At 70.7% G+C, this 18,627-nt stretch carries 24 protein-coding genes and 3 pseudogenes; 12 read left to right on the forward strand and 15 right to left on the reverse strand.

What is annotated here, in order from left to right:
• Positions 1 to 7: 7 nt before the first annotated feature.
• On the reverse strand, positions 8 to 778 hold the full coding sequence (locus ABT299_RS16225; protein ID WP_500251241.1) for a helix-turn-helix domain-containing protein: 771 nt from the start codon (positions 776 to 778) through the stop codon (positions 8 to 10).
• A gap of 193 nt (positions 779 to 971) precedes the next feature.
• On the opposite strand from ABT299_RS16225, the gene ABT299_RS16230 reads away from it, so the two are divergent.
• Positions 972 to 1,769: an alpha/beta fold hydrolase gene (locus ABT299_RS16230; protein ID WP_500251242.1), complete on the forward strand. Its 798-nt coding sequence runs from the start codon at positions 972 to 974 to the stop codon at positions 1,767 to 1,769.
• A gap of 16 nt (positions 1,770 to 1,785) precedes the next feature.
• Here the strand turns inward: ABT299_RS16230 and ABT299_RS16235 are convergent, their stop codons facing one another.
• The 3 genes and pseudogenes from ABT299_RS16235 to ABT299_RS16245 form a co-directional block, all read right to left on the reverse strand.
• Positions 1,786 to 2,064 carry a hypothetical protein gene (locus ABT299_RS16235; protein WP_500251289.1) on the reverse strand — a complete coding sequence of 93 codons (279 nt, stop codon included), beginning with the start codon at positions 2,062 to 2,064 and terminating at the stop codon, positions 1,786 to 1,788.
• A 278-nt stretch (positions 2,065 to 2,342) separates the two neighbouring features.
• Positions 2,343 to 2,831 (reverse strand): annotated as a pseudogene (locus ABT299_RS16240) (methyltransferase domain-containing protein); the annotation flags it as partial.
• Positions 2,832 to 3,189: 358 nt separating this feature from the next.
• Positions 3,190 to 3,585 (reverse strand): ATP-binding protein, encoded by a 396-nt coding sequence (locus ABT299_RS16245; protein WP_500251243.1) that lies wholly within the window; start codon positions 3,583 to 3,585, stop codon positions 3,190 to 3,192.
• Positions 3,586 to 3,756: 171 nt separating this feature from the next.
• Between ABT299_RS16245 and ABT299_RS16250 the strand changes: the two genes are divergently transcribed.
• Genes ABT299_RS16250 through ABT299_RS16265 form a run of 4 tightly spaced genes read left to right on the forward strand, consistent with a single transcriptional unit; the run spans position 3,757 to position 5,171 of the window.
• Positions 3,757 to 4,572 carry a helix-turn-helix domain-containing protein gene (locus ABT299_RS16250; protein WP_500251244.1) on the forward strand — a complete coding sequence of 272 codons (816 nt, stop codon included), beginning with the start codon at positions 3,757 to 3,759 and terminating at the stop codon, positions 4,570 to 4,572.
• A 2-nt stretch (positions 4,573 to 4,574) separates the two neighbouring features.
• The gene (locus ABT299_RS16255) at positions 4,575 to 4,745 is read left to right on the forward strand and encodes a DUF397 domain-containing protein (protein WP_500251245.1); all 171 of its coding nucleotides are present in this window, start codon (positions 4,575 to 4,577) and stop codon (positions 4,743 to 4,745) included.
• A 25-nt stretch (positions 4,746 to 4,770) separates the two neighbouring features.
• Entirely contained in the window at positions 4,771 to 4,947 is a 177-nt protein-coding gene (locus tag ABT299_RS16260) for a DUF397 domain-containing protein (RefSeq protein ID WP_500251286.1), read from the forward strand.
• A 41-nt stretch (positions 4,948 to 4,988) separates the two neighbouring features.
• Positions 4,989 to 5,171, forward strand: coding sequence for a DUF397 domain-containing protein (locus tag ABT299_RS16265; RefSeq protein ID WP_500251246.1), 183 nt, complete (start codon positions 4,989 to 4,991; stop codon positions 5,169 to 5,171).
• 127 nt (positions 5,172 to 5,298) lie between these two features.
• Here ABT299_RS16265 and ABT299_RS16270 read toward each other — a convergent pair whose 3' ends face one another.
• From ABT299_RS16270 to ABT299_RS16285, 4 genes and pseudogenes are all read right to left on the reverse strand, one after another.
• Positions 5,299 to 5,673, reverse strand: coding sequence for a cupin domain-containing protein (locus tag ABT299_RS16270; RefSeq protein ID WP_500190549.1), 375 nt, complete (start codon positions 5,671 to 5,673; stop codon positions 5,299 to 5,301).
• Positions 5,674 to 5,974: 301 nt separating this feature from the next.
• Positions 5,975 to 6,952, reverse strand: coding sequence for a LysR family transcriptional regulator (locus ABT299_RS16275; RefSeq protein ID WP_387024126.1), 978 nt, complete (start codon positions 6,950 to 6,952; stop codon positions 5,975 to 5,977).
• A 103-nt stretch (positions 6,953 to 7,055) separates the two neighbouring features.
• A pseudogene (locus ABT299_RS16280) lies at positions 7,056 to 7,277 on the reverse strand (DNA starvation/stationary phase protection protein); the annotation flags it as partial.
• Positions 7,278 to 7,425: 148 nt separating this feature from the next.
• The gene (locus tag ABT299_RS16285) at positions 7,426 to 8,670 is read right to left on the reverse strand and encodes an MFS transporter (protein WP_500251247.1); all 1,245 of its coding nucleotides are present in this window, start codon (positions 8,668 to 8,670) and stop codon (positions 7,426 to 7,428) included.
• A gap of 243 nt (positions 8,671 to 8,913) precedes the next feature.
• Here ABT299_RS16285 and ABT299_RS16290 point away from each other — a divergent pair.
• Together ABT299_RS16290 and ABT299_RS16295 are read left to right on the forward strand one after the other, a co-directional pair.
• A pseudogene (locus ABT299_RS16290) lies at positions 8,914 to 9,202 on the forward strand (transposase); the annotation flags it as partial.
• A 294-nt stretch (positions 9,203 to 9,496) separates the two neighbouring features.
• On the forward strand, positions 9,497 to 9,664 hold the full coding sequence (locus ABT299_RS16295) for a hypothetical protein (RefSeq protein WP_500251248.1): 168 nt from the start codon (positions 9,497 to 9,499) through the stop codon (positions 9,662 to 9,664).
• Between the two features lie 25 nt (positions 9,665 to 9,689).
• Here ABT299_RS16295 and ABT299_RS16300 read toward each other — a convergent pair whose 3' ends face one another.
• The 4 genes from ABT299_RS16300 to ABT299_RS16315 all read right to left on the reverse strand — a co-directional run bounded on the left by ABT299_RS16300 (position 9,690) and on the right by ABT299_RS16315 (position 13,216).
• Complete coding sequence (locus ABT299_RS16300; RefSeq protein ID WP_500251249.1) at positions 9,690 to 10,217, reverse strand: GNAT family N-acetyltransferase; 528 nt, start codon at positions 10,215 to 10,217, stop codon at positions 9,690 to 9,692.
• A gap of 76 nt (positions 10,218 to 10,293) precedes the next feature.
• On the reverse strand, positions 10,294 to 11,559 hold the full coding sequence (locus ABT299_RS16305) for a serine hydrolase domain-containing protein (protein WP_500251287.1): 1,266 nt from the start codon (positions 11,557 to 11,559) through the stop codon (positions 10,294 to 10,296).
• A gap of 162 nt (positions 11,560 to 11,721) precedes the next feature.
• Positions 11,722 to 12,648 carry a CU044_5270 family protein gene (locus tag ABT299_RS16310; RefSeq protein WP_500251250.1) on the reverse strand — a complete coding sequence of 309 codons (927 nt, stop codon included), beginning with the start codon at positions 12,646 to 12,648 and terminating at the stop codon, positions 11,722 to 11,724.
• Complete coding sequence (locus ABT299_RS16315; RefSeq protein ID WP_347256637.1) at positions 12,641 to 13,216, reverse strand: RNA polymerase sigma factor; 576 nt, start codon at positions 13,214 to 13,216, stop codon at positions 12,641 to 12,643. Before ABT299_RS16315 ends, ABT299_RS16310 begins: the two co-directional genes overlap by 8 nt.
• Before the next feature lie 159 nt (positions 13,217 to 13,375).
• Here ABT299_RS16315 and ABT299_RS16320 point away from each other — a divergent pair, with 159 nt between their 5' ends.
• Together ABT299_RS16320 and ABT299_RS16325 are read left to right on the forward strand one after the other, a co-directional pair.
• A complete protein-coding gene (locus ABT299_RS16320) occupies positions 13,376 to 13,960 on the forward strand; it encodes a Uma2 family endonuclease (protein WP_500251251.1) in 585 nt (194 codons plus the stop codon).
• Positions 13,961 to 14,084: 124 nt separating this feature from the next.
• Positions 14,085 to 14,906, forward strand: a complete 822-nt coding sequence (locus ABT299_RS16325; protein ID WP_500251252.1) for an SGNH/GDSL hydrolase family protein — start codon at positions 14,085 to 14,087, stop codon at positions 14,904 to 14,906.
• A gap of 8 nt (positions 14,907 to 14,914) precedes the next feature.
• Here the strand turns inward: ABT299_RS16325 and ABT299_RS16330 are convergent, their stop codons facing one another.
• Together ABT299_RS16330 and ABT299_RS16335 are read right to left on the reverse strand one after the other, a co-directional pair.
• Positions 14,915 to 15,472: a DinB family protein gene (locus ABT299_RS16330; protein ID WP_387024112.1), complete on the reverse strand. Its 558-nt coding sequence runs from the start codon at positions 15,470 to 15,472 to the stop codon at positions 14,915 to 14,917.
• Positions 15,469 to 16,500 (reverse strand): Glu/Leu/Phe/Val dehydrogenase family protein, encoded by a 1,032-nt coding sequence (locus ABT299_RS16335; RefSeq protein WP_500251253.1) that lies wholly within the window; start codon positions 16,498 to 16,500, stop codon positions 15,469 to 15,471. Before ABT299_RS16335 ends, ABT299_RS16330 begins: the two co-directional genes overlap by 4 nt.
• A 106-nt stretch (positions 16,501 to 16,606) precedes the next feature.
• Between ABT299_RS16335 and ABT299_RS16340 the strand changes: the two genes are divergently transcribed.
• The gene (locus ABT299_RS16340) at positions 16,607 to 17,074 is read left to right on the forward strand and encodes an Lrp/AsnC family transcriptional regulator (RefSeq protein WP_190855830.1); all 468 of its coding nucleotides are present in this window, start codon (positions 16,607 to 16,609) and stop codon (positions 17,072 to 17,074) included.
• Between the two features lie 52 nt (positions 17,075 to 17,126).
• On the opposite strand, the gene ABT299_RS16345 is transcribed toward ABT299_RS16340, so the two are convergent.
• On the reverse strand, positions 17,127 to 17,708 hold the full coding sequence (locus tag ABT299_RS16345) for a TetR/AcrR family transcriptional regulator (RefSeq protein ID WP_190855827.1): 582 nt from the start codon (positions 17,706 to 17,708) through the stop codon (positions 17,127 to 17,129).
• A gap of 131 nt (positions 17,709 to 17,839) precedes the next feature.
• On the opposite strand from ABT299_RS16345, the gene ABT299_RS16350 reads away from it, so the two are divergent.
• Both ABT299_RS16350 and ABT299_RS16355 read left to right on the forward strand, forming a co-directional pair.
• Positions 17,840 to 18,190 (forward strand): antibiotic biosynthesis monooxygenase family protein, encoded by a 351-nt coding sequence (locus ABT299_RS16350; RefSeq protein ID WP_500251254.1) that lies wholly within the window; start codon positions 17,840 to 17,842, stop codon positions 18,188 to 18,190.
• Positions 18,191 to 18,215: 25 nt separating this feature from the next.
• Positions 18,216 to 18,602 carry a VOC family protein gene (locus ABT299_RS16355; RefSeq protein WP_500251255.1) on the forward strand — a complete coding sequence of 129 codons (387 nt, stop codon included), beginning with the start codon at positions 18,216 to 18,218 and terminating at the stop codon, positions 18,600 to 18,602.
• The last annotated feature ends 25 nt before the right edge of the window (positions 18,603 to 18,627 follow it).

The following is an 18,627-nucleotide window of genomic DNA, read 5'->3' on the forward strand; positions in this document are numbered from 1 at the left end:
TCACCGCTTATGGGAAGTCTGCCCCAGATTGCTCCGGGGCGGGAGGTGCGTTGGTCGCGGGTATCCGGGCTTGGATTGCGAACGCGCCGGGGGTGAGGCCGGCGCGCGCGCGGAAGAACTTGGAGAAGTTGGCGGTGTCGTCGAATCCGGTGCGGCGGGCGCATTCGGCGACGGTGATGCCGGTATGGGCGAGGAGCCTCTTGGCCTCCAGCACCACCCGGTCGTCCAGGAACCGCTTGGCGCTGCGACCGGTCGCCTCCTGCGTCGCCCGGCTGAGGGTGCGCGGCGAGTAGCCCAGCCGCCGGGCGTACCAGGCGATCTCCCGCGACGTCGCGAAGTGCGCCTCCACTGCCGTCGCGTAGGCGGTGAACGCCTCGCGCCCGGCGGGCGGCGGAGGCGCGCAGTCGGCGGCACGGAGCAGGAGGACCTCCAGCAGCGCGCGCAGGATCGCGGTACCGCCGGGTATCGGCCGGGCGCGGGACGCGTCGTACTCGCGGCGCAGGTGGTCGGCGGCGAGGCGGACCAGTGCGGGGCGTTCGGGCCGCCGCCAGGTGACCGGCCCGAAGGGCTCGGCGCCCGGGGAGCCGTGCGGGACGGCTTCGGGACGGAAGAGCACAAGGGTTCCGTCCAGGTTCTCGATGTCGTCCCAGCGGTGCACCCGGCCCGGCCGGATCCAGACGATCGTGCCCGGCTCCAGGCGGTGATGGACGAAATCCACCGTCACCGCTCCCCGCCCCGAATCGACGATCGCGAGCACGTGGAAGTCGGCCCGCTGCAAGGGAGGTTCCTCACCACCTGCGGGCATTCCTCGCAGCCGAGGGAACGTGATGACTTCGACGCCGCCGTCCGCCGCGTAGCGCAGCGATCGGATGCCGTCTCGCTGTCCGTTTTTCACCATAGACAGGCCGGAGCTTACCTGTTCCGAGAGGTCGCCGGTTCGTAGCGTCGAAGCAGACGAAAGGAGAGTCCAGATGGACAAGCGATACGTGAACGTCCAGGGCGGACGCCTGCCGGTGTGGGTGCGCGACGGAGAGCCGACGGCGCTGGTGTTCCTCCACTACTGGGGCGGTTCCCACCGCACCTTCGCGCCGGTGATCGACCGGCTCGCGTCCGGACGCACCGTCGTGTCCTACGACCACCGCGGCTGGGGCGCGGCCCGCGACCTCCCCGGGCCCTACGGGATCGAGCGCCTCGCCGACGACGCGCTGGACGTCGTCCGCGGGCTCGGCCTCGACCGGTACGTGCTCGTCGGGCACTCGATGGGCGGGAAGACCGCCCAGCTCGTCGCGTCGCGGCGCCCCGCCGGGCTGGCCGGGCTCGTCCTCGTCGCCCCAGCCCCGCCGCGCCCGACCGTGGACGCGTCGGCGGCGGAGGCGCTGTCGCACGCCTACGACAGCCGCGCGACGGTCGCCGACGCGCTCCAGCACGTCCTGACCCACCGGCCCCTATCCGCCGACCTGCGCGAACAGGTGATCGCCGACAGCCTCGCCGCAGGCGACGACGCCCGGCTCGCCTGGCCCCGGCAGGGCATCACCGCCGACATCTCCGACGCCGCCGGTGCCATCGACGTCCCCGTCCACGTCCTGGCCGGACGGCACGACCGCGTCGACCCGCCCGCCTCGCTGGAGGCCGACCTGCTGCCCATCATCCCCGGCTCCCGCATGACGGTCATCGAGGACACGGGCCACCTGTCCCCGCTGGAGGCACCCGGCGCACTCGCCGCCCAGATCGACCGCTTCGCCGCCGGTCTCGTCCCATCCCGCTCGTGACGCCGAACCGCCCGCCTCAGATCACGTTGGACGGACGGTCGAACCAGACCCGCTGCCCCTCCGGGCCGGCGACCAGCCCGAACCGGTCCCGGCCCGGACTTCCCCACCCGACCCAGCGCAGGTAGGCGGCCTCGACCTCGTCCCACAGCCGCCGCTCACCGCCCTGCACCACCGGAAAGTCGTCCGCGCCCGCCCGGTACGAGCACCGCGCCCACGACGTGCCCGCCTCGTCCACGAGCACCAGGCTCGGCCGCCCCCGGACGATCCGCTCGTCACCGAGCACGTCGGGCAGCATCCCGGCGATCGCGACGTCCGCCCGGACGAGTCGCCGTCCACGGTCCGAGGGTCGAGCCGCGTCCGCGACTCCTCGCCGTCCCGGCCGAGGTCACCGAACCCGGGACTGCGCTGCGACCGGAGCATCATGTAATCGGCCGACCCGCGGAACCGCCCGATCGCGCGGCCGTCGCCCGTGACCGTGAGCCGCGCCTTGTGCCCGTCCCCGAACGACGGCATCCACGGGAAGAGGAGCACCCCGCCCGGCCGGGTCTGCTCGATCCAGCTCGGCGGCAGGACGGTGACCCCGCACGTCACGTGGACCCGGTCGAACGGCGCCCGCGCGGGCACGCCCTTCTCGCCGTCGCCGACCACCAGGTCCGGCGCGAACCCCGCCTCCCTGAGGTTCGCCGCCGCCCTCTCCGCGACCCGTTCGTCCACCTCGACGGACGTCACCCGCCTGGCGCCGAGCCTGGACGACAGCAGGGCCGCCGTCCACCTGGTCCCCGTACCGATCTCCAGCACGCGGTCGTGATCGCGGGGCGCGAGCAGTTCGAGGAAGCTCACCACCGCCCCGGGCGCCGACAGCGACGACGTCCACGCCCCCTTTCCGGACGCCGGATCGCCCGCCCCGTCGTCCACCTGCGTGACGATCGCGGCGTCGGCATAGGCGGCCTCCCGCCACCGCTCCGGATCGGCGGACCGGTCGATCGCGAAAGGAGCACCGCCACCGTCGGGCGTGCACCAGGCCCGATCCGGGACGAACAGATGGCGCGGCGCCGCGTGCATCGCCCGCTCCCACTCAGGACTGCGCAGGTCATCGCTCTCCCGCAGCCGCCGGACGAGTTCGGATGTGGTCACTTTCCCCTCTTCCCGCCGCCACCGGTGTTGTCGTCGTCCTTCTTGTCCGGCGGAATCGGCTGCCCCGGCCGATGCGTGTCGCCGCTGTTGTCGTGCTTGCCCATTGCCCCATCTCCTTGTCTCGCGCGGGACTTTCACCGGGCCGAGAACAACCGGCACGTGAGAAGCGCACCGACCGCCTCCACCCGCGATTCACGAGCCCGCTGGAACAGAACCTCGCCCTGCGCCGAACGCACCGGCCGAAAGGCCCGCACCCTGCCGAGCCGGAGCCGAACCGCACGACCTGCTAGAGGCCGCATTTCGCCCACGTGACCTTTCCGCCTTCCACCAGCGGCCGCGTGCCCCAGGAGAGTGCGAGCTCCGAGACCATGAACACCCCGCGCCCCGACGTGGCCTGCACGTCCTCCGCGCACACCACCGGACGCCCGTTGTCGCCGTCCCACACCTCGATCACGGCGCCGCCGTCCCGCTCGTCCCGGAACACCCGCACCACGACCGGCCCTTCGCCGTGCACGCACGAATTCGTGACGAGCTCGCTCACCAGGACGCGTCCGATGTAGTCGTCGCGCGAACCCCATTCGCGGAACCATTCCGCGAGGAACCGCCGCGCCAGCCCCGGAGCCCGATCATCCGGCTCCAACACCAGCATCGGCACCTCCGAGGCGAACGAAGTAGGCGACATCGGACACCATCCCTGACTGGCCGTGGATACTTCCTTTGCATCTTGATGACAGTCAGCCATAATCGAAGCACTCAGCGTGACAAAACGCATGTCGCGCATGGCAAGCCGTGGTGCATGCGCCCCCGCCACTTGGGTGTTGGTTGGGTGCCCCGAAAGAGGGAGGATGAGGACATGGCTCCACAGCGCAAGCGCGGGACGGTCTCGCCGACGCTGCTCGCCTTCGGGCGCCGGTTCCGCCGGCTCCGCGAGGCGAAGGGCTGGACGCAGGAGGCGCTCGGCCGCCGCGCGAACGGCGGGCTCGGAGTCAAGCCCCAGTACATCGGCGCGGTCGAGAACGGCCGCACCCGCTGCACCCGCGAGTTCGCCGAAGCCATGGACCACGCCTTGGACGCGGACGGCGAGCTCCTCGACCTCTACGACGACCTGGTCAAGGACGCCACCTTCCCCACCTGGTTCGACTGGCACACCGTCGAACCCGAAGCGGAAATGCTCCAGTCCTACCAGCCGCTGCTCATTCATGGGCTTCTGCAAACCCCGGCCTATGCCTCCGCGTTGCTCAAGGGCAACAAAGACGCCGTAGAGGCACGCATCAATCGTCAGAGCATTCTCACCAGAGGCAACCCGCCTCCACCGAATTTCTCGGTGCTTCAGGATGAGGTGTCGATCTACAGGCCCGTCGGCGACCCAGACGTGATGAAGGAGCAGCTGGAGCAGGTCCTCTACCAAGTGGAACAGGGGGTCGTGACCGTTCAGGTCGTGCCGAGTCGAGGCGAACACCTGGGCAACGTGGGGGCGTTCAACCTGGCTACGCTGCCGGACCGAAGCGAGATCGCCTACGCGGACATGGCAGCTCGTGGACTGACTTTGAGTGATCCGGAAGACATCGCGGTCGTCAGCCGAACACTCATCGAGATTCGCTCACTGGCGTTGCCCGTGGGACAGTCGATGGACCTAATTCGTAAGGTGGTGCGAGAAAAATGGACTTGAGCATGGCTACGTGGCGCAAGTCGAGCTACACCGGTCCCAACGGCGGCGACTGCGTTGAGTTGGCGTCGGTGCCGGGGACGGTGGCCGTCCGGGACAGCAAGGACCCGGATGGCCCCAGGCTGGTGTTCGACCAGCGCGCCTTCGCGGAGTTCCTGTCGCACATCAAGCACTAGCGCCCCAGGAAACGCCGTGATCGACATGACCGGGGCTGTCTGGCGGAAGTCGAGTTACACGACGTCCAATGGCGGCGAATGCGTGGAGTTGGCGTCGCTGCCGGAGACGGTGGCCGTCCGGGACAGCAAGGACCCGGACGGCCCCAGGTTGGTGTTCGACCGGCACGCCTTCGCATCCTTCCTGACGAGCGTCAAACGGTAGGACCGGCTGGAGCCGCGCCGGTCGTGGAGGTGTCAGACGAGATGGACCTGCACAACGTTTCCTGGCGTAAGAGCAGCCACAGCACCAACAACGGCGGAGATTGCATCGAGCTTGGCGCTCTTCCCAATGTCGTCGTCGCACGAGACAGCAAGGATCCGGACGGCCCGAGACTGGTGTTCGACCGGCGGGCGTTCGCGGAGTTCCTGACGCACATCAAGCGCTAGCACCGTGGGGGCGTGGCAATGATGCACCCGACGAACTAGTGCCGCGTCAATGAACGGATCGAGGCCCAAGACACCGCCCTGCGCTACTTCGCGCTCGACGTTGCCTGAGCGGTGTGTCCCGACCTTGTCAGGATCCGGCGGGCGGTTCGATCGCAGGCTCCTCGCCGGCGGCGAGCGGGAAGTAGCCCAGAAAGGTGACGCCTTCCTCTGTGGCGTCGAACTTTTCGATCACCGCGCCCTGGGGTTCGTGGAATACGTCCCCGGGGCGTAGCACCGAGGGCTCCTGGCCTGCGATCTGGTAGACGGCCGAGCCGGATTCGATGCTGCCGAACACGGGCCCGTTGTGGATGTGTCGACCGGCAGGATGGCCAGGGGCGATCCGGATGCGGCGGATCTGGATACGGGCCGTCGCCTTGACCGGGTCCACCACTTCATCGAGCAGAATCTCTCGGCTCATCGGCGCCTGGGTGCCACCGGATCCAAGGGGCGCTTGATCCTCCATGGCCCCATCATGCCCGAGGAGGGAGTGGCCGGCCGGACTGGTCCCGCCTCGGGTCACCAGGGGGCGAACATAGCCTGATGCGGCACTAGCACGCGCCGTCGCCGGCAGTGGCGCTGCGGGGCGGCTCGAGGCGTTCGACCGCCTGCCGCGCCACGGCGCTTACGCCATCAACGCCGCACCGGACTCGGCGGCCGGGCACATCGAAATCGAGCCCGGATGCGTTTTTCCTTCGGACCGCGGTCCTGCAAGCAGCTTGGCGTGACGTTCGGCGTTGTGGCGGCCGAGAACGACCCGGCTGCCGTCAGGTGATGTGCCGTAGCAGCGCGGCGACCGCCGGCGGTGCCTCACCGGGAGGTCGTACCACCATGATCTTCCAGTTCGGGGCGTGCCGGTCGAACCGGTACTGGGGCAGATCGGGGAAGCGGTCCGCAATGGACTTGGGCATGATGCAGACGCCGAGGTCGTTGCGGACCAGCTCGGCTGCCGCGCCGATGTCGTTCACCTCGAACGTCGTGCCGCGGTCGACGCCCGCGGCCCGGAAGGCGCGGTCGACCGCGTAACGGATGGCCCAGCCGGGTGTGAAGTCCACCAGGGGCAACTGGCCGATGTCGGCGAGCCGGACCTCGCCACTCGGTGTCGCTCCGGCGAGTACCCGCCGGGGCGCCGCCAGTAGCACCATGTCCTCGCGGGAGAGCAGCCGGGTCGTGAGCCCGCGCTGCTGCTGGCGGTCGAGCGCCACTACGGCGAGGTCCACCGTGCCCTCACGCAGCGCCTGCCGGATGTCGGCGACGGCCGCCTGTCGCAGGTGCACGACCACGCCGGGATGCTCCGCACGCAACGCGGCCAAGGCGTGGTGAAGTCCCGCCCATACCCCCTGCATCGTGCCGACCGTCACCCGCCCGCGCAGCTGCCCCCCTACGGCATCGACGGCCTCCCGGGCCAGTTCGGCGGCGCGGAGCGTCGCGCGTGCGGCGGGGACGAACGCCTCGCCGGCCGGAGTGAGGGAGACACGGTGTGTAGTGCGGTCGAACAAGGGCGCACCCAGTTCGCGTTCGAGGGCGCGGACCGTGCTGGACACGGCGGACTGGACCACGTGCAGCCGCCGTGCAGCCGCCGTGAAACCGCCCGTGTCCGCCACCGAGACGACGACCTCCATCTGCCGCAGATCCATCATCCGCTCCTGGTCGAACAGCGCTCCGTCCGGCGTGAAGGCGACGGGCTTCGATCTTGGCTGCATCGTATGCGGACGATGGGACGTCGTGCGCGTGCGCCGGTTCATGACCCGCAGGTGCCGGGGTCACGTACGACGGACCGAGGTCGCGGCCTTCCTCAGGCGTGGACCAACGGTGTGTCGACCAGATGCCCGGCCAGGAACCACGCCTGCCGTCCGGGGGCCGCGGGATCGAGCTGATCTCGGCGACGTGCCGCGGGTCTCGCACCGCGACGCCGCCCAGGGACTGGACGCGTTCGGCGATGGTGTCGAGCTGTTCGCCCGCGTGCTCGGCGATGGGGAACTGCTTGACGGTCCCGAACTCCTGGATCACTTCGCCCTTCTGGTGCAGCCGGGGCTGGCTGCTGTGCGGGGATGGCAAGTTGGTGGTCACGGTCCGCCTCCTGTCGTGCCGTGCTGTGCGTACCTCGGTGACGCTAGGTGCCCGGTCGGGGGTGCCTTGACCGATAGCGCATGCGGTGCTGTCTGCCAGCGCACCTTGTCGGCCGGTCCCAGGGCGGCTTCCCTGGGGCCGGCCGCCATTACAGGCTCGCGGTCTCCGGCTTCGCCGCCGCTCGCTGCCGCCGCTCGGTGGTCCAGTAGAGGAAGGCGACCAAGGGGAGGGCCGCGCCGAGGACCGTCAGGGCAGTCCAGCCGCCGGTGTGGTAGACGGCGGAGCCGAGTTGCGAGCCGACCGCGCCGCCGACGAAGAACATGGCGATGAAGGCGCTGTTGAGGCGGGCGCGGGCGGCGGAGTCGAGCTGGTAGACCATGTGCTGGCCGAGGATCAGGGTGGTTTGTACTGCCATGTCGATGAGGATCGCGGCCAAGGCGATCAGTATGACGCTGTGTCCGCCGAACCCGGCGAGTGCGAAGGCGAGGGCGGCGACCACGAAGGCGATGCCGGTCATGGGGCGGGCGAGCCCACGGTCGGCCCAGTGCCCGGCGAGCGGGGCGATGGCCGCTCCGGCCGCGCCGACGAGGGCGAACACACCTACTCCGACCGGGGAGTAGTGGAAGTGGGGGCCGGTCAGGACGAAGGACACCGTGGTCCAGAACGCGCTGAAGGCGCCGAACATCGCCGCCTGGTAGAGGCCACGGCGCAGTAGCACCGGGTGCGTGCGCACCAGCCGGACGGTGGAGCGCAGCACGTGGTGGTACGGGATGGTGGTGGTCGGCGCGTGCCGGGGCAGGGCCGCGCGCAGGGCCATGGCGAGCACGGCCATCAGGGCGGCGGAGCCGAGGAAGACGACACGCCAGCCTGCGAGGTCCGAGACCAGACTGCTCAACGTGCGGGAGAGCAGGATGCCGGTGAGCAGGCCGCTCATCACCCTGCCGACGATGCGGCCGCGGGCGTGGTCGGGAGCGAGGCTGGCGGCGAAGGGCACCAGGATCTGGGCGACGACCGAGGTGGCGCCGCTGACCAGCGAGGCGATCAGCAGCATGGGGAAGCTGGTGGCGAGCCCCGCCGCCACGAGGGCGAGCGTCGTGACCGTCAGCAGGACGGTGATCAGGTTGCGCTTCTCCAGCCTGTCGCCGAGCGGGACCAGGAAGAGCATGCCGATCACGTAACCGACCTGGGTGAGCGTGATCAATGTGCCGGCGGTGGCCGTGCTGGTGTGGAAGACACCGCTCAGCGAGGACAGGAGGGGCTGGGCGTAGTAGAGGTTGGCGACTGTCATGCCGGAGGCGACGGCCAGCAGTGCGACCAGCCACCCCGGCACGCCGTGCGGGGCCGTCGCGGCCGGGCCTCGGAGCGAGGTCCTGGCTTCGGATGATGCGGACATGTGCACCTACTTGTCGGGACGAGCCGGGATACCGGCGCGGGCGGAAGTGCTGTCGTGTGGCCGGCAGCCTTCTCGATGCCGTCACGTAGGCAGAAGCGTCGATCTGCCCCCGGCGCTTCCTCATCTGGGGCGATGATTCGGAATGTCAGTCATCTCAACCGGAGATAGGCGTGCAGAGTTCGTGCCGCCGGTGGGCTGGGGGCCTGTTGGGCTTCACGTCTGCCCGGCGCGCCCGGCGGACACGTGTTGCACACCCGGATCCGGTGGGAGTTCCTGCCCCAGGAACTGGGGTTCGGTTCGGGGATGACGTGCTGGCGGCGGCTGGGCGAATGGCACCAGGCCGGGGTGTGAGAACGTCTGCATCGGCTGCTGCTGGAGGAGCTGCAGGCCGCCGAGCAGTTGGACTGGTCCAGGGCGGTGATCGACAGCTCCCACGTGCGGGCTTGAAGGGCGGCCCAAAACCGGGCCGAGCCCGGTCGACCGCGGCCGAGCGGGCTCCAAGCACCACCTGCTGACCGACGGCAACGGCACCCGCACGGTCCGGGCTGGGCGTCCACCGCTATGTCGTCGAACGCACCATCGGCCTGCTGCACTGGTTCCGCCGCCTGCGCATCCGCTGGGAGATCCGCGACGACATCCATGAGGCCTTCATGACCATCGACGGCCGAGCCGGCGAGGAGGCGACCGGGGCGAGCCTGCTGGAGATCAGTCCGGGCCTCGCTGGCGCTGGGCTGCCGGATGGCTTTATCGGCTGCCTACGAGAACGGATGCTTAACGAGCGCGAGGTCTCCCTCTCCGGCAGGGAGCGGGTACAGCGGATGGCGGGATGGGCTGGGCCGAGTGGGACCTGGCCGACCCGCAGGCGGTCTGGACGCCGCAGATGCATGAGATATTCGGCCGCGATCGCAGTGAGGGGCCGATAGCGCTGGAGGACATCGCGACCGTGGCGGTGGCGCAGGATCTGCCAGTGCTAGCACCGCAGGCGTGGCAGTGACGGACCTGACCAGGACTGCTGGTCGTCATCGGGCAGGGGCTTGCAGGTTCAGGATGTACCAGTCGAAGCGCGTGCCGTGTTTGCGGTGCGTCGGGTCGCCGGGGGTGAATCCTGCCCGCTGCGCGACTGCGGCGGAGGCGGGATTCTCCGGTTCTACCTGGATCACCGCCTCCGCCGCGCCCTCGCTCGCCGCGTACTGGGACGCCAGCAGGACCGCGCGGGTGGCCAGGCCGCGTCCCCGCCAGGACGGGTAGAGGCCGTAGGCGATGTTCACCTGGCCGGGCGCCAGTTCTTCTCCCGCGAACCGCAGGTCGATCGTGCCTGCGAGCACCTCGTCAGCACCCGTCCGGATGCCGAACGCGCGGAGCGGCCCTGCGGTGTCCCACTGCTCCCGGCAGTGCCGGAAGTACGCTTCGATGCCCTCCCGCGTGCCGGGACCGCCGTTGAGCCACCGAACGAGTTGCTCGTCCTCCCCTGCGAGGTGCGCCTCCACATCGTCCGGCCGCAGGGGGGACAGGCTGATGATCCCGTCGGACGGCTTCACTTCGCGCATCCGATGATTCTTGACGCAAGAGCCGCGCCGCACCATCGGATTTCGCGTGACGTCCCGTGTCCGCCGTCAGGCCGTTTCAGCCGCCGCCGCCACCGCCGCCGCCGGGCGAGACGCCGGTGATGGCCTGCATCTCCTGGCCGATCATCTCCTGGAGGGGCACGCCGTCGCGGTTGCCGAGGATGACGCCGACCCAGCCGGTGTACGGGTAGATGTCCCAGTTGGCGGCGACGCCGGGGTTGCCGCCGGCGCGCTGGTACATCCACTGGCCGCCGACGATGGAGACCGGGATCCCGTACGCCCCGAACGACGCCGCTTGGTGGGGGATCTTGGGTGCGGTGAGCACATCGGCCCAGGGCCGGTCCAGCAGCGTGCCGTCGCCCAGCCCTTGCGCGAACCGGACGAGATCCGGCGCGGTGACGAAACCGCCGTCTCCGGGGGCGTCGATGAAGGCGCGGCCCGGGTTCTTGCCGAGGACCTCCCGGGCGGGGCTGCTCTTGTCCAGGTTGCGCACGGCGTCCACCTGGCTGCCGTCCGCCAGCGTCATGTACGGGTGCGCGATGTGCTCGTCGGTGAGCCACTGCGGCCGGGTGTAGAACGCCGAGCCGGTCATGCCGCAGCGCTTGAAGATGTTCTCCTGGACGTAGTCCCAGTACGTCGTGCCGGCCACGGCCTCCACGATCAGCGCGGAAATGGTGACCTCCGCCTCCGCGTGGGAGGTGTCGGGAACGCCCGGGACGCCGACCGGTTTCGCCTGCCGCGCCCGGTGCTCGTAATACCTGTGCACTTCCTTCCGGCTCCGGAAGACGTGTTGCACGTTCTCATCCGGGCTGGCCAGCCCGGATGTGCCGGATAACAGGTGGTGGATGGTCACCTTCTCGGCGACGTCCTTCGCGAAGCCTTTCAGGTGGGCGCCCACCGTGTCCGACAGATTCAGCTTGCCTTGCTGCGCCAGCTGCAAGATGGCCACCGCGTGGAACGGCTTGCCCGCCGAGCTGAGACTGAACGCGGTGCCTTCGTGATTGCGGATCCCTTTCTCCTCGTCGGCCATGCCGTAGCTGCGGGACAGCACCGTCCGGCCCTTGTGCGACAACAGGACCACGCCAGAGAACTTGCCCTCGGCGGCCAGCTTCGCCACGTACCGGTCGTAGGCTCCGCCGGGACGGGTGGCCGGTGGGATGCCGGGGCCGGTCGAGGCCGGAAGGCGCTGTCCCGCGGCCACGGCATGCCCGGACGGGGAACCCACCAGCGACGCGCCGGCCGTCACGACGCCGGCGGCCGCCAACCCGCCGCCCCACCCGAGCAGCCGCCGCCGATCGACGCCACGCACGGAATCCGAGTCCATGATCACGGTCCCTTCCTGATCGATGAATCGACCGTTACGGGACCACCGGCGGGCACTATCGGCGACCGATAGTGCCCGCCAATGCGGCCCCCGTGGCTCAAGTGAAGACGGACGCCTGTTGTGGCGGCGTATGCGATTTTCGATACGCTCGCGATACACGGGTCAGTGGTTCTGGGCCTTGAGCTGCTTGTTCTCCTTTTCGATGTAGGGGCTCTGCTTGCTCCAGGGGACGATCCGCCCGGGCAGCGTGTCCGTCCAGCCGGACGCCGTCTGCGAGGGCCCGGCGGGGACGCCGCCGTCCCCGAATCCGGCCCATCCCTCGACGCGGAACTGCGTGGTCTTCGGGTCGACGACGATCGTCTCGGTGCCGTCGACGCGCGTGCCGGCGTCGTTCATGTACGAGATCCTCAGCCGGTAGCCGCCCGCCGCCCTGCCGAGGTTGTCGATGTGGGGCATCGCCGCGAGGGCGCGGTAGGCCGCGGCGCGGACCTTCGGCGGGGCGGGCACCGCGAAGAGCATCGACTCCAGCAGGCTCACGGTGCGCACCGGCTGGTCACAGCCGCTCCGGACCGCGCAACTCTTGAGCAGCGCGGCCTTGAGCCCGTCGGGGTCGGTCGGCAGCCGCTGGACCCCCGCGAAGTCGAGGGTGCTGGTCCTGATCAGCGGACGCTTCTCGACGCGGCTGACCAGGCCGGGCGCGACGCTGAGCCAGGTGGCACCGTCGCGCCGCGTCCACGACTCGGAGACCTGGGTGACCTTGCCCAGCGTCTCGACCGACTTCATGTGCCAGTACGTGCCGGAGCTCGCGGGCTTGGACTCCGCGGTGGTCGCGGCGGCGAGCATGACCTGCCGCCCGGACAGGACCGGCTCCTTCTTCGCGTCCGGCGCCGACAGGTCGGAGACGACCATGGCCGCCGCCGCTGCCGCGGCCGTGAGCCCGACTCCGGCGGCGATCCAGCGCTTCCTGCGCCTGGGCTTGGCGGGGCCGCCGCGCATGGTGTTCTGGAGCCGGTGCCGGCTGCGGTTCACGGTGTCGGTGGACGGTTCGGGCCCGGCCAGCGCTGTGCCGAGCATCGTCAGTTCATCCATGGAATGCCTCCGGCCGGATTGCGTCGTGGAGCTTCTTGCGGGCCCGGGAAAGCCGGGAGCCCACCGTGCCCTGGGGGATTCCGAGCGCATCCGCGACCTCGTCGTAGCTGAGTTCGGCCAGCGCGACGAGGAGCACCACGTCGCGTTCACCAGGGGAGAGCGAGGCGAGCGCCTTGGCCAGCTGGGGCCGCATGCGCGAGGCGGCGGTCTCGGTGACGACGCGGTCCTCGTGGCTGCCGACCGTGGGGGCGTCGCCCGCGCTGCGCGCCAGCGCCCGGTAGCGGCGCGCCTCCTTGCGGCGGTGCTGCGCGACGAGGTTCGTGGCGATCCCGAACAGCCAGGCGCGGAGGCTGCCGCGCCGCGGATCGAACCTGTCGCGCTTCCCGAACGCCAGGCAGAAGGTCTCGGCGGCGATGTCCTCGGCGGTCTGGGCGTCCAGCCGGCCGGCGACGTACCGGTAGACGTCCCGGAAGTACCGGTCGTGGACGTCGGTGAACCGCTCCGGGTCCTGCCGGAACCCCGCCACGATGTCGAGGTCGGTCGGTGACTCGCCCACCTCGGCGGTCACGTACCTGTCCTGCTCATTGCGGAACCTTTCGAGTGTTCGGCCAACGATCACCCGTACTTCGCCGAACCCCGGCCCCGTCTTCCACCCGAGCGCCGCCGGAAGCGCTGAAGGTACTCTGCCGAGCGCCCGCACCCACTCCGACCGGAGGCGCCCCGAGCCATGCATGTGCTGACTCTGCCGTTGCCGTCCGGTGACACGTGGACTCGGGCAGACTACGAGGCGCTGCCGGAAGACCTGCCGGTGCGCGTGAGCCTCGTCCACGGTGAACTCGTCGTACGCCCACGCCCTCGTCCGATCCATCAGCGCATCGCGCGGCGGTTGGCGACGCGCATCGAGGACGCCGCTCCGGATACCTGGCAGGTCGACACCGACGTGGACGTCCTTCTCGACGACGACGAGGTGGAGCCGGTCGAGATCGCTCCCGACATCGTGGTGTACTCCGCCGCTCATGACGTCTACGAACGTCCGATCCCGGCCGAGTCGGTGGTTCTCGTGGCGGAGGTCGTGTCGCCGTCCACCAAGCGCAAGGACCGGCGGACGCAGCCCGCCTTGTACGCGGAGGCCGGGATCCGGCACTACTGGCGTGTGGAGACCGACCAGACCGCGCCGGCGTTCGCCGTGTACACGTACGAGTTGGACGATGCCACCGGCGGGTACGTCGCGACCGGTGTGCATCATGACTGGCTCGCCCTCGCCGTACCGTTCGAGCTCGATATCGAGCTCAAGGTCGTCCGCGAGCGGTGACCGTCCGGCCGTCCGCCGAGTACGTCGCCAGATAGACAAACATGTTTGTTTATTGTCAGTCGGGGCTCTAGTCTCGCCGCTCTGTCGCGTCCAGGATCGGATTCGGGCGCTTCTGGGAGAGGGCGTGATCCGGTTGGCGAGTCGGGTGAGCGTGCTGGGCGCGGTGGTGGCGCTCGTTCTCGGTTTGGGGGCCGGGCCTGCGCGGGCCGCCTCGGCGACGTACTACCTGGCGCTGGGCGACTCGGGGGCGGTGGGGGTTCAGGCGGGGCGGGGTCCGACGGACGAGGGTTACACCGACGACCTGCACGCCGCGCTCAAAGCGCGCCAGCCCAGCCTGCGGCTGGTGAAGCTGGGATGCCCCGGCGAGACGACCACCACCATGCTCCGCGGCGGGATCTGCGCCTACGCCGCCGGTTCCCAGATGAACGCCGCGCTCGACTTCCTCAAGCGGCACCGCGGGCGCGTCCGGTACGTCACCTTGAGCATCGGGGTCAACAACACCGGCTGCCTGCTGGGAGGGGACGTGGCCTGCGGTCTGAAGGGCGTCGGGAGCCTGCTCGGTGAGTTGCCGCGGATCACCGGTGGGCTGCGGGCGGCGGGAGGCGGTACCCCGGTCTACGCCTCGATGACCTACTACGACCCGGGCCTGGCGTCCTGGGTGAAGGGCGACCGGATCACCGCGATCGCCTCGGTGCCGCTGCTCGACGCGTTCAACGGCGTGCAGCGGGCGGCGGCGCTGGCGAGCGGCTTCAAGGTGGCCGACGTCAGCACCGCCTTCGCCGCGCACGACTTCGCCACCGAGGTCACGGTGGCGCCGTACGGGACCGTCCCGCTGAACGTGGCACGGATCTGCGCCTGGACCTCCCAGTGCACCGCCGGCGACGGGCACGCCAACGCGGCCGGGTACCGGACGATCGCCGGGGCGTTCCTGCGGACCGTGTCCTGACCCTGCGGTCATTTGCCGCGGGCGCCGTCGATGCGTTCGCGCAGGAGGTCCGCGTGCCCGTTGTGCTGGGCGTACTCCTCGATCATGTGGATGAGCACCCAGCGCAGCGAGACCGTCCCGCGCCAGGCGTCCCGGCCCTCGACGTCGAGGTGGGGCGCGGCGGCCGCGAAGGCGTCGGCGAAGGCGACCTCGTCGCGCCAGGCGTCCCAGGCGGCGGCGATCACGCCTGGGTCCGGGACGGCGCCGTCGAAGTCGCCGTCCGGGTCGTCGGCGGACGAGAAGCGCGGCGGCGCGTCGTGCCCGGCCAGCACCTGCCGGAACCAGCGGCGCTCGACGTCGGCGAGGTGCCGGACGAGCCCGAGCAGCGACAGCGTCGACGGCTCGGCGGCCCGCAGCGCCAGTTCCTCGCCCAGACCGGCGCATTTCAGCTCCAGCGTCGCCCGCTGCGACCCGAGGACGTCGAGGAGCATGCGGCGCTCGTCGCCGACGGCCGGGAAGGCGAACCTGCTGCCGCCGCCGTCGGCCGCGAAGAACTCGGCCCTTCTGGACCGCGCGATGTCGCTCACGCCGCCGCCTCGACGCGTCGGCGGGCGAGGGCGTCGGCGGCCTCGGCGGGGGTCCGGCCGAGACGGGACGCGGTGTCGAGCAGGCCGGTGACGGTGTCCTCGATGGCGGCGACGCGGGCCCGCGCCTCGTCGGGGCCGAGGCGGTGCAGCTCCGAGGTGACCGCGTGGATCACCCCGCCCGCGCCGGCGACGTAGTCGGGCACCCACAGGATCCCGCGCCGGTGCAGCAGGTCGGCGACGCCGGGGGCGGTGAGCTGGTTGTTCGCGGGCCCGACGACGGCCCGGCAGCGCAGCCGCGGCACGGTCCGCTCGGACAGGACGCCGCCGAGGGCGGCGGGGACGAGGACGTCGACGTCCGCGCCGAGGATCTCGCCGGGATCGGCCCAGGCGGCGCCGAGCGCTTCGGCCGCCCGCCGCCGGCCGGGGTCGATGTCGGCGACCGTGAGCTCGGCGCCCTCCGCCGCGAGCAGCCCCGCGAGGTGCGCGCCGACGCGGCCGAAGCCGATCAGGCCGAAGCGGCGGCCCGCCAGGCTCCGGGTGCCGTACAGGTGGCGGGTGGCGGCGCGCAGCGCGGCGAGCGTCCCGTCCGCGGTGTGCGGGGACGAGTCGCCGCTGCCGCCCGCCTCGGCGGGGCGGCAGAAGACGTGCGGCGTGATCTCGCCGATCACCGCCATGTCGGCGGGCGACGTGCCGACGTCGGGCCCGCCCGAGTACGCCCCGTCCAGCGCGGCGATCGCGTCGCCGACGTCGTGCAGCGCGTCGCGCCGCCGGGACGCGTCGAGCTCCGTCCCCTCGGGGAGGGCGACGACGGTCTTCCCGCCGCCGCTGGACAGCCCGGCCGCCGCCAACTTCGCGGTCATCGCGGCCGACAGCCGGAGGGCGTCGGCGAGGCCGTCCCGCCAGCCGGGGTACCGCCACATCCGCACGCCGCCGGCGGCCGGGCCGAGCGCCGTCGAGTGGACGGCGATGATCACGGGCAGTCCCGTGCGCGGGCCGGTCCGGATGACCACCTGTTCGTGCTCGAACATCGCTCTCCCTCCGAACGCACACCTTCCTCACAGAGAATCGGGCAACTGGCCGAGCCTGACCAGATGCACCGAACGAATGTTTGAAATCGGTGTTACGTTCCCGGGCATGGACGAACTTGATTCGGAGATCGTGCGGCTTCTCCAGACGGATGCGCGGCAGTCCAACCGGGAGCTCGCCCGCAGGCTCGGGATCGCGCCCTCGACGTGCCTGGAGCGGGTCCGCGCGCTCACCCGCCGGGGCGTGATCCGCGGCTACCACGCCGACATTGACCCGGCCGCGCTCAACCGCCGCGTCCAGGCGCTGGTGTCGATCCAGGTGCGGCCGCTGAGCCGCACCGCGATCGACGCGTTCAAGGAGTTCGCGGGCGGGCTGCCGGAGGTGCTCCGCGTGTTCGTCCTGTCCGGCGACGACGACTTCCTGCTGCACGTCGCCGTCCAGGACCTCGACCACCTGCACGCCTTCCTCGTCGACCGGCTCGCCGGCCGCCGCGAGATCACCGGCTTCCGGTCGTCGATGATCTTCGAGCAGGTCGCCGACCGCACCCCGGCCCGCCTGCCGTCCCCGCCCGCCTGACCCTCCGGGGCTCGGACCTGCGGCCGCGTTCGCGCCGTCCTCGACGGGCACTTCAGGGCGTGGGGGCGGTGAGGTAGCGCTGGATCGTGGGTCCGAGCCAGTCCACGATCTCCTCGCGGCCGAGCGCCACGCTCGCCGGGAAACGCAGCACGTAGCGGGTCAGCGCGAGCCCCAGGACGGTCGAGGCGCACAGGGCCGCTCGCGCCGGCGCCTGGTCCGGTTCCGGGCCCACCTGGCGGGCCAGCGGGATCAGCTGGTCGCGCACCACGAACTGCATGCGCTCGGCGGCGGCGGGGTCGGTGGCACCGACCCGCAGCAGCGCGGTGAGCCCCTCGTTCTCCTCCCACAGGGTGAGGAAGTGGCGCACCAGCGTGCGGCCGAGATCCTCGCGGGGTTCGACGGGCAGGCCGGGCAGCCCGGGGTCGATCGAGACGGCCGCCGCGAACAGGGCCGCCTTGTTGCCGTAGTAGCGCATCACCATCGACGGGTCGATCTTCGCGTCGCGCGCGATGGCCCGGATGGTCGCCTTCTCGTAGCCGTCCTCCGCGAACCGCACCCGGGCGGCGGCGAGGATCGCGGCGCGGGTGGCGTCGGAACGCCGTGCGGCCTGCTGGTTCTCCGTGACGCCGGTCATGCCAACAAGTGTAGGCCAACGGCTGTTGACAATCCAAGGCGGCTCGATCTACGTTTGCCAACACACGTTGGCCAACAAGCGTTGGCGGATTCGCGTGGCACGACGACCGACCGCGAGAGGGAGTACCGAAGATGGCCGAGCTGAAGAGCCTGGACCCGAGCACGCCGATGTTCGCCCAGTTCGCCGAGAAGACCGGACCCATCGTCCTGGCCAACACGTTCCTCGTCCCGAGGGAGAGGACCGAGGCGTTCCTGCCGCTCTTCCGGAGGCAGGCCGAATTCATGAAGGCTCAGCCGGGATTCGTCTCCCTGCAGATGCACAAGGGAACGGCGGACAGCCGACTTCTGATGAACGTCGCGGTCTGGGAGTCGACCGAGGCGCTCGCCGCCGCGTTCGGCAGCCCGGAGTTCCAGCGCATGGCCGCCGAGTTCCCCGACGACATCGTGTCCTACCCGCACATCTTCGAGCGGATCGACGTCTGACACGGCCGCACTGATCGGAGTCCCTATGACCGTGGAACTGAACCACACCATTGTCCCCGCCCGTGACCCGCAGGCTTCGGCGCGGTTCCTGGCCGGAATTCTCGGCCTGACCGTCGATCCGCCGCTGGCGCACTTCACGCCGGTCACGCTGGCCAACAAGGTCACCCTCGACTACGACCGGCTGGACGACTTCGAGCCGCACCACTACGCGTTCCTGCTCGGCGAGCAGGAGTTCGACGCCGCCCTCGCCCGCATCCGGCACGGCGGGATCGCCCACTACGGCGATCCCGCATGCCAGGAGATCGGGCAGGTCTATCACGGCAAGCACGTCAAGGGCCGCAGGGGCACCTACTTCCGCGACCCCGACGGGCATCTCATGGAGATCCTCACTCCGGGCGACGCCGGATCGTGAGGCCGACGACGCCCCGCCCCGCCTT

Source organism: Spirillospora sp. NPDC000708 (genome assembly GCF_040299565.1).
Classification (GTDB): Bacteria; Actinomycetota; Actinomycetes; order Streptosporangiales; family Streptosporangiaceae; genus Spirillospora.